At 74.0% G+C, this 8,242-nt stretch carries 10 protein-coding genes; 2 read left to right on the forward strand and 8 right to left on the reverse strand.

Annotation, left to right across the window (positions count from 1 at the left end; all coding sequences use genetic code 11):
* Positions 1 to 53 precede the first annotated feature (53 nt).
* Positions 54 to 1,688, reverse strand: coding sequence for a chaperonin GroEL (gene groL / locus ACFV0G_RS29380; RefSeq protein ID WP_380554568.1), 1,635 nt, complete (start codon positions 1,686 to 1,688; stop codon positions 54 to 56).
* Between the two features lie 95 nt (positions 1,689 to 1,783).
* Positions 1,784 to 2,089, reverse strand: a complete 306-nt coding sequence (gene groES / locus ACFV0G_RS29385; protein WP_014136232.1) for a co-chaperone GroES — start codon at positions 2,087 to 2,089, stop codon at positions 1,784 to 1,786.
* A gap of 282 nt (positions 2,090 to 2,371) precedes the next feature.
* Here groES and ACFV0G_RS29390 point away from each other — a divergent pair, with 282 nt between their 5' ends.
* Positions 2,372 to 3,547: a methyltransferase domain-containing protein gene (locus tag ACFV0G_RS29390; protein WP_380554571.1), complete on the forward strand. Its 1,176-nt coding sequence runs from the start codon at positions 2,372 to 2,374 to the stop codon at positions 3,545 to 3,547.
* On the opposite strand, the gene ACFV0G_RS29395 is transcribed toward ACFV0G_RS29390, so the two are convergent.
* The 6 genes from ACFV0G_RS29395 to ACFV0G_RS29420 all read right to left on the reverse strand — a co-directional run bounded on the left by ACFV0G_RS29395 (position 3,523) and on the right by ACFV0G_RS29420 (position 7,446).
* Complete coding sequence (locus tag ACFV0G_RS29395; RefSeq protein ID WP_380554574.1) at positions 3,523 to 4,398, reverse strand: polysaccharide deacetylase family protein; 876 nt, start codon at positions 4,396 to 4,398, stop codon at positions 3,523 to 3,525. The genes ACFV0G_RS29390 and ACFV0G_RS29395 overlap by 25 nt on opposite strands.
* 43 nt (positions 4,399 to 4,441) lie before the next feature.
* On the reverse strand, positions 4,442 to 4,699 hold the full coding sequence (locus ACFV0G_RS29400; protein WP_380554577.1) for a hypothetical protein: 258 nt from the start codon (positions 4,697 to 4,699) through the stop codon (positions 4,442 to 4,444).
* The gene (gene tsaD, locus ACFV0G_RS29405) at positions 4,696 to 5,775 is read right to left on the reverse strand and encodes a tRNA (adenosine(37)-N6)-threonylcarbamoyltransferase complex transferase subunit TsaD (RefSeq protein ID WP_380554580.1); all 1,080 of its coding nucleotides are present in this window, start codon (positions 5,773 to 5,775) and stop codon (positions 4,696 to 4,698) included. The genes ACFV0G_RS29400 and tsaD overlap by 4 nt, the downstream gene beginning before the upstream one ends.
* On the reverse strand, positions 5,768 to 6,262 hold the full coding sequence (gene rimI, locus ACFV0G_RS29410) for a ribosomal protein S18-alanine N-acetyltransferase (protein WP_380554583.1): 495 nt from the start codon (positions 6,260 to 6,262) through the stop codon (positions 5,768 to 5,770). Before rimI ends, tsaD begins: the two co-directional genes overlap by 8 nt.
* Positions 6,259 to 6,912 (reverse strand): tRNA (adenosine(37)-N6)-threonylcarbamoyltransferase complex dimerization subunit type 1 TsaB, encoded by a 654-nt coding sequence (tsaB, locus tag ACFV0G_RS29415; RefSeq protein WP_380554586.1) that lies wholly within the window; start codon positions 6,910 to 6,912, stop codon positions 6,259 to 6,261. The genes rimI and tsaB overlap by 4 nt, the downstream gene beginning before the upstream one ends.
* A gap of 84 nt (positions 6,913 to 6,996) precedes the next feature.
* Positions 6,997 to 7,446 carry a MarR family transcriptional regulator gene (locus tag ACFV0G_RS29420; protein WP_380554589.1) on the reverse strand — a complete coding sequence of 150 codons (450 nt, stop codon included), beginning with the start codon at positions 7,444 to 7,446 and terminating at the stop codon, positions 6,997 to 6,999.
* A gap of 182 nt (positions 7,447 to 7,628) precedes the next feature.
* Between ACFV0G_RS29420 and ACFV0G_RS29425 the strand changes: the two genes are divergently transcribed.
* Complete coding sequence (locus ACFV0G_RS29425; protein ID WP_380554592.1) at positions 7,629 to 8,180, forward strand: hypothetical protein; 552 nt, start codon at positions 7,629 to 7,631, stop codon at positions 8,178 to 8,180.
* Positions 8,181 to 8,242: the final 62 nt, after the last annotated feature.

The following is an 8,242-nucleotide window of genomic DNA, read 5'->3' on the forward strand; positions in this document are numbered from 1 at the left end:
CGGCCACCCGCTGCGGGAGCGGGCGGCCGGGCCTCCGGGAGGCTGACGGTGCGTCAGTGGGAGTGGCCGTGGCCGCCGTGCGAGTGGCCGTGACCGTTGTCGGCCTCCTCCTCCTTCTTCTCCACCACGAGGGTCTCGGTGGTGAGGAGCAGGGAGGCGATGGAGGCGGCGTTCTCCAGGGCGGAACGGGTGACCTTGACCGGGTCGATGACGCCGGCCTTCACCAGGTCGCCGTACTCGCCGGTGGCCGCGTTGTAGCCGTGGCCGGCCTCCAGGTCGGCGACCTTGGAGGTGATGACGTAGCCCTCCAGGCCGGCGTTCTGGGCGATCCAGCGCAGCGGCTCGGCGAGCGCCTTGCGGACGACCGCGACACCGGTCGCCTCGTCACCGGACAGGCCCAGGCCGCCGTCCAGCACCTTGGCGGCGTGCACGAGCGAGGCGCCGCCGCCGGCGACGATGCCCTCCTCGACCGCGGCGCGGGTGGCGGAGATGGCGTCCTCGAGGCGGTGCTTGCGCTCCTTGAGCTCCACCTCGGTGGCCGCGCCGACCTTGATGACGCACACGCCGCCGGCCAGCTTGGCCAGGCGCTCCTGCAGCTTCTCGCGGTCCCAGTCGGAGTCGGTGGCGGCGATCTCGGCCTTGATCTGGCCGACGCGGCCGGCCACCGCGTCCGAGTCGCCGGCACCGTCGACGAGGATGGTCTCGTCCTTGGTGACGGTGATGCGGCGGGCGGTGCCGAGCACGTCCAGGCCGGCCTGGTCGAGCTTGAGGCCGACCTCCTCGGAGATGACGGTCGCGCCGGTGAGGACGGCGATGTCGCCGAGGATCGCCTTGCGGCGGTCGCCGAAGCCGGGGGCCTTGACGGCCACCGCGTTGAAGGTGCCGCGGATCTTGTTCACCACGAGGGTGGACAGCGCCTCGCCGTCGACGTCCTCGGCGATGATCAGCAGCGGGCGGGAGCCGCCGCCCTGCAGGATCTTCTCCAGCAGCGGGAGGAGCTCCTGGATGGAGGAGATCTTGCCCTGGTTGATCAGGATGTACGGGTCCTCGAGGACCGCCTCCTGGCGCTCCGCGTCGGTCACGAAGTACGGCGACAGGTAGCCCTTGTCGAACTGCATGCCCTCGGTGAACTCGAGCTCCACGCCGAAGGTGTTGGACTCCTCGACGGTGATGACACCGTCCTTGCCGACCTTGTCGATCGCCTCGGCGATGAGCTCGCCGACCTGGGTGTCCTGGGCGGAGAGGGACGCGACGGCGGCGACGTCGTCCTTGCCCTCGATCTCGCGGGCCACCGAGAGCAGGTGCTCGGCGACGGCGGCGACGGCCTTGTCGATGCCCTTCTTCAGGGCGGCCGGGCCGGCGCCGGCGGCGACGTTGCGCAGGCCCTCGTTGACCAGGGCCTGGGCGAGCACGGTGGCGGTGGTGGTGCCGTCGCCAGCGACGTCGTTGGTCTTGGTGGCGACCTCCTTGACGAGCTGCGCGCCGAGGTTCTCGTACGGGTCGTCGAGCTCGACCTCGCGGGCGATCGTCACACCGTCGTTGGTGATGGTGGGGGCGCCGAACTTCTTGTCGATGACGACGTTGCGGCCCTTGGGGCCGATGGTCACCTTGACGGTGTCGGCCAGCTTGTTGACACCGCGCTCCAGCGAGCGGCGGGCGTCCTCGTCGAACTGCAGGATCTTCGCCATGTTCCCGTTCCTCAGGGGTTCTACGTCGGTTGGACCAAAGGGCACGCCCCGGCCCGGGTCAGTGCTGACGCGGTTCCGGGGCGTGCCGTGACGACTTACTTCTCGATGATGGCGAGAACGTCGCGAGCCGAGAGGACGAGGTACTCCTCGCCCTGGTACTTGACCTCGGTGCCGCCGTACTTGGAGTACAGGACGATGTCACCGACGGCGACGTCGAGCGGCAGGCGCTGGCCATCCTCGAAACGGCCCGGGCCGACGGCCAGGACGACGCCCTCCTGGGGCTTCTCCTTGGCGGTGTCCGGGATAACCAGGCCGGAGGCCGTGGTGGTCTCGGCGTCGAGCGGCTGGACCACGATGCGGTCCTCGAGCGGCTTGATGGCAACCTTGCTGCTGGTGGTCACGTCCGAGCTCCCCTTCGGAGATTACGGGGTTGTCTAACAGGGAAGGGCGATGTCCGCAGGCCTGCCGTCGCGGGGGTCAGGCGCACTCCGTCGCATTGGCACTCACCCGGGGGGAGTGCCAGGAACGACCATAGGCCGCCGTTAGCACTCAGTCAACCAGAGTGCCAACGGCGTGGCTCGCAGAATCGCGGGGCGGCGCGCACGCGTCCTCGCGCCCGGGCGGCGGCGGTGCCGGCCGCGACCGCGTCGGCGACCGGCCCGGAGGACCGGGACAATGGCCGGGTGGAGATCGAATCGTTCCGGGCCCTGCTGACCGACGAGGGCCGGGCCCTGCTGACCGAACTGCGCGGATTCCGCGAGTCGGACGAGCTGGCGCTGGCCACCAGGCTGCGCCGGGACCACCCGGTGGACCTGGTCCGCGCCGCCTTCGAGCAGGCCCGGCTGCGGCAGCGGGCGGCGGCGAAGTTCGGCAGCGACGCCGAGTCGATGTACTTCACCCCGGACGGCGTGGAGCAGGCCACCCGGCGCAGCGTCGCCGAGTGGCGGGCGCGCCGGTTCGCGGACCTGGGCGTGCGCACGCTCGCCGACCTGTGCTGCGGGATCGGCGGGGACGCGATCGCGCTGGCCCGGGCCGGCGTGCGGGTGCTGGCCGTCGACCGCAGTGAGCTGACCTGCGCGGTGGCGCGGGCCAACGCGGACGCGCTGGGCCTGTCCGCCCTGGTCGAGGTGCGCTGCGCGGACGTGGCGGAGGTCGACACGGCCGGCTTCGACGCGGTGTTCACCGACCCGGCGCGGCGCACCGCGCGGGGCCGGGTGTTCGACCCGGAGGCGTACTCGCCGCCGCTCTCCTGGGCGATCGGCGCGGCCCGCGGCACGCCGTTCGGGGCGCTCAAGGTGGCGCCGGGCATCCCGCACGAGCTGGTTCCGGAGGGCGCCGAGGCGGAGTGGGTCTCGGACCGCGGCGAGGTGAAGGAGGCGGTGCTCTGGTTCGGCACCGGCGCGGCGCAGCCCTACCGGGCGACGGTGCTGCCCGGCGGGCACAGCCTCACCGGGACCGGCCGGCCCGCCGCGGCCGGCCCGGTGGGGCGGTACCTGTACGAGCCGGACGGCGCGGTGATCCGGGCCCGGCTGGTGGCGGACGTCGCCGAGCAGGTGGGCGGGCGGCTGATCGACCCGATGATCGCCTACATCACCTCGGACGAGCTGGTGCCGACCCCGTACGCGCACGCGTACGAGATCGGCGAGGCGCTGCCGTACAACGTGAAGCGGCTGAAGGCGCTGCTGCGGGAGCGGGGCGCCGGCACCGTGGTGATCAAGAAGCGGGGGATCGCGATCACCCCGGAGGAACTGCGCCGGCAGCTGAAGCCGAGCGGCCCCCACGAGGTGACGGTGATCCTCAGCCGCACCGACCACGGCCCGCTGATGATGCTGGGTCAGCCGGTCGGGGCGGCGATGTAGTCCTCCAGCCGGGCCACCGCGAAGCCCTGCTCCTGGATGCGGCTGAGCAGTTCGCCGAACATCTGGGTCATGGTCTCGCCCTTGAGGTCCTTGGGGCCGCGGAAGTGGGCGAGGATGATGTCGCCGGGCCGGAGCTTCTTGTCCGCCGCCTGGTACTGCATGTCGTGGATCTGCATGGACTCCCGCCAGAGCACCACGGCGCGCGGGCCGCAGGCCTGGACGGCGGCGTTGAGCGCGGTGGTGTGGGCGCCGTCGCCGTACGGCGGGCGGAAGAGCAGCGGCGCGGTGCCGTACTCCCGGGTGAGCGCGCTCTGGTCGTCGCAGACCTCGGACTTCTGCTTCTCCGGGGAGGCCTTGCTCATCGCCGGGTGGTCGACGGTGTGGTTCTGGATGTGGTTGCCGAGCGCCTGCAGCGGCTTGAAGTAGCCGTAGTCGCCGCTGATGAGGTCGCGGGTCAGGAACATCGAGACCGGCACCTTGAGGTCGTTCATCATCGCGACGAACTTCGGGTCCTTCTCTGCGCCGTCGTCGAGCGTCACGAAGACGACCCGGTCGGTGGTCGGCACCTCGCTGAAGACCGGGACCTGGCCGGTGCGGGTCAGCTTGATCGGCTTGTCGGCGGGGGCGGCCGGTGCGGCGGGCAGCGGCTTGAGGCCCCACTTCGACCAGGCGGCGGCGTCGGGGGCCGCGTCCCGGCCGCTGGGGGTGCCGCTCGGGGCGGGCGCGCTGCCGCCGGCGCTGCCGGGCGGCGGCGCCTGGGTCCGGGGCGTCGCGGGGGCCCCGCCGCACCCGCTGGCGACCGTGAGGAGGGCCAGTGCCCCCACCGCCGTGAACCAAGACCTCTTCAGCACCGCGCGCCCCCACCCGTGTTCAGCGAACTCTCAGGAACGCACGCTACTCGACGTGGCGGGAGGTGAAGGACCAGCGGTGCACCGGGCGGGCGAGCAGCTCGGCGGGCGGGTCGCCGACCGGCTCCGCCGACCCCGTCCACCAGGTGATCAGCAGGACCCGGCCGCCGTCCGCGGTCAGCAGTTCGGTGCGGTCGGGGGCGGCGGCGCGCAGCGCGGGCAGCGCGGTGCCGCGCACCCAGTGCTCCAGGTCGCCGGCCCGGCCCTCGGCGGCGCGGGCCTCCCACATCAGGGCACGGGTCACCGCAGCGACTCGTGCGCGTGCGCGTGGAACTCGGTGTGCGGCACGTGCACCTCGGTGACCGGCAGCGAGGAGTCCGCGGACAGGTCGAAGGCGGAGGGGGTGCGGCCGCGGCGGACCATCTCGGAGCCGAGTGCGGCGACCATCGCGCCGTTATCGGTGCACAGGCCCGGGCGGGGCACCCGCAGCACGATGCCCGCCCTGTCGCAGCGCTGCTGGGCCATCTCGCGCAGCCGGGAGTTGGCGGCGACGCCGCCGCCGATCATCAGGTGGTCCACGCCGTTGTCCTTGCAGGCACGGACGGCCTTGCGGGTGAGCACGTCGGTGACGGCCTCCTGGAAGGACGCGGCGACGTCGGCGACCGGCACCTCCTCGCCGGCCCGGCGCCTGGCCTCGACCCAGCGGGCGACCGCGGTCTTCAGGCCGGAGAAGGAGAAGTCGTAGGCGGGGTCGCTGGCGGTGCTGAGGCCGCGCGGGAAGGCGATGGCCCTGCCGTCGCCGTCACGGGCCATCCGGTCGACGACGGGGCCGCCGGGGAAGCCGAGGCCGAGCACCCGGGCGACCTTGTCGAAGGCCTCGCCGGCCGCGTCGTCGATGGTGGCGCCGAGCGGGCGGACGTCGCTGGTGATGTCGGTGGACATCAGCAGCGAGGAGTGGCCGCCGGAGACCAGCAGGGCCATCGTCGGCTCGGGCAGCCGGCCGTGCTCCAGCTGGTCGACGCAGATGTGCGAGGCGAGGTGGTTGACCCCGTACAGCGGCTTGTCGAGGGCCCAGGCGTACGCCTTGGCGGCGGAGACGCCGACCAGCAGGGCGCCGGCCAGGCCGGGGCCGGCGGTGACGGCGATGCCGTCGAGGTCGCTGGCCTTGACGCCGGCGGTCTCCAGGGCGCGCCGGATGGTCGGGACCATCGCCTCCAGGTGCGCGCGGCTGGCGATCTCGGGGACGACGCCGCCGTAGCGGGCGTGGTCGTTGACGCTGGAGGCGACCGCGTCGGCGAGCAGCGTGGTGCCGTGGACGATGCCGACGCCGGTCTCGTCGCAGGAGGTCTCGATACCGAGGACGAGCGGTTCGTCAGCCATTGTTCGGGTCCTTCGCATCGTGCGTGGGGTGGTCGAGTCGCATGACGAGCGCGTCGACGTTCGCGGGCTGGTAGTAGCCGCGGCGGACGCCGACCGGCCGGAAGCCGAATCGCTCGTAGAGCCGCTGGGCGCGCAGGTTGTCCACCCGGACCTCCAGCAGCAGTTCGGTGCAGCCGCGGGCGGCGGACTCCTCGACCAGGTCGGTGAGCAGGGCGGCGCCGAGGCCGCGGCCCTGGATCCGGTCGTCGACGGCGATGGTCTGGACGTCGCCCTCGGCGCCGATCGTCATGAGTCCGGCGTAGCCGACCACGGCGCCGTCCGGGTCGGTGGCGACGGTGTAGTGGCGGGTCCCGCCGGGGTGGGCCTCGGCCAGTTCGGACCAGTACATGCCGCGCGACCAGGCGTCCTCGGGGAACAGCCGCAGTTCGAGCTCCATCACCGGTTCGATGTCCCACCAGCGCATCGGCCGGAGGGTGATCGCGGTCATGCCGGGAGCACCGCCTTGTAGCCGGCCGGGACCTGGGCGTCCGGGCGGCGGAGGTAGAGCGGGGCGTTCGGCAGCAGCTCGCGGCCGGCGGCGAGCTCGGTGGCGGCGAAGTCGGCCAGCGCCCCGGCCGAGACGTGCTCGGGGCCGGCCGCGCCGGGGAAGGTGTCCGGGTAGAGCAGGGCGCCGGCGCCGACCGAGCGCCCGGGCGCGGCCAGGTCGGCCGGGCGGTCGACGGACGGCCCGGCGGTGCGGGCGCCGTCGGCGTCGTACGAGGCCCAGTAGACCTCCTTGCGGCGCGCGTCGGTGGCGACCGTGAACGGGCCGGTGACGCCCTCGCGGCGGGCCCGGTGGGCGATCGCGTCGAGGGTGCAGACGCCGTGCACGGGCAGCGAGAGCGCGTGGCCGAGGGCGGCGGCGGTCACCAGGCCGACCCGCAGGCCGGTGTACGGGCCGGGGCCCACGCCGACGGCGATCGCGGTGAGCTCGCGCTTGTCGACGCCGGCGGTGCGCAGCACGTCGCCGATGGTGGGCAGGAGCAGCTCGCCGTGCCGTCTGGCGTCGACCGTGTAGGACTCGGCGAGGACGGCGGTGCCGTCGTGGACGGCGGCGGTGACGGCGGGGGTGGCGGTGTCGAACGCGAGCAGCAGCACGCGTCCAAGGTTAGACCGCGAGGGGCGGCCCGGTGGACCGGCTCCGGGCCCGGGGCCCGCGGGCCGACTCCGGGGGTGCGGCGGTCAGGGCCGGGTGAGCCGCTCCAGGACGGCCATCGCCTCGACGACGGTGTGCCGCTCGGCCTCGGTGCAGCGGTCCTGGAGGCTGCGGGCCAGCCACTCCTCGCGGGCCTGGCGGTAGTCCTCCAGGCGCTCGCGGCCGGGGCCGGAGAGGCTGATCAGCTGGCGGCGGCCGTCGTCGGGGTCGGGCCGACGGGCGATCAGGCCGCGTTCCTCCAGGGCGCCGAGGGTGGCGGCGACGGACTGCGGGCGGACCCGTTCGGCGGCGGCGAGCGCGCTGGCCGAGGCGGGGCCCTCCTTGCCGAGCCGGCTGAGGACGGACATCTGGGACGGGGTCAGGTCGCCCGGCTCCTGGAGCTCGCGCAGGCGGCGGCGGAGCCGGCCGAAGACGACCCGCAGGTCGCCGGCGGCCCGGGCGGCCGATTCGGAGATGCGCCCGGCGGTCTCGTCCATGGCCCCAGGATAGGACCCGCAGTCCGGGCTTGGCAGGACAACCTGGCCGGTTCCGGGGCGCCCGCGGCGGACCGGTCCGTCCCGACCAGGGGAACACACCATCGGATCGGCCCGGTCCGGCGGCCGGGACCTGGCACGATGGGGCCACACGGGAGCGAGCTGCGGGAGCGTGCGTGGTGAGGATGGGTCCTGGCGTGGTGGTCACCGGCCTGACGGCGGTGGCGATGACCGCGGTCGCGCTGCTGGCCGTACAGGCCGAGGGGGCCCAGTCGCGCACCGCCGCCTCGCGGCCCGCGGCGTCCGAGCCCGGGCCGGCGCGTCCGTCCTCGGGCCCCGCGCCGACGGCGCCGGCCCTGCCGGCCGCCTCCGGCACCGGCTACCGGGTGGTCTACTCGATCGGCGCCCACCGGGTGTGGCTGGTCGACCCGCAGAAGGACCAGCAGATCCAGGCCTCGTTCGCGGTGACCCCGGGCTCGGTCGAGCCGACCCCGGGCGCGTACAGCGTGTACAGCCGGGCGGCCACCGGGAAGGGCACCGACGGGCGGCAGATCGAGCACGTGGTGCGGTTCAGCCAGCAGAGCGGCGTGGTGTTCGGCTTCAGTGCCGCGACGGACGGCGCCACCCCGGCGCCCGACCCGAAGGTGCACACCGGCGGCATCCGCTCGGCACGCGCCGACGGCCAGCTGATCTGGGACTTCGCGCCGACCGGCACCCGGGTCGTGGTGACCCCCTGAGCCGCGGCGCGGCCCCGCGCTGGGCGCCCGCGGGGGCGGGGCGGGGGGGCGCGCCCCCCCCG

The sequence above is a fragment of the Kitasatospora sp. NPDC059571 genome (assembly GCF_042735675.1).
Classification (GTDB): domain Bacteria; phylum Actinomycetota; class Actinomycetes; order Streptomycetales; family Streptomycetaceae; genus Kitasatospora.

Bases quoted from the DNA above. Each gene is read 5' to 3' on its own strand.
- groL (WP_380554568.1), bottom strand. From the start codon at position 1,688: ATGGCGAAGATCCTGCAGTTCGACGAGGACGCCCGCCGCTCGCTGGAG.
- tsaD (WP_380554580.1), bottom strand. From the start codon at position 5,775: ATGGCTGACGAACCGCTCGTCCTCGGTATCGAGACCTCCTGCGACGAG.
- rimI (WP_380554583.1), bottom strand. From the start codon at position 6,262: ATGACCGCGATCACCCTCCGGCCGATGCGCTGGTGGGACATCGAACCG.
- ACFV0G_RS29420 (WP_380554589.1), bottom strand. From the start codon at position 7,446: ATGGACGAGACCGCCGGGCGCATCTCCGAATCGGCCGCCCGGGCCGCC.
- ACFV0G_RS29425 (WP_380554592.1), top strand. From the start codon at position 7,629: ATGGGTCCTGGCGTGGTGGTCACCGGCCTGACGGCGGTGGCGATGACC.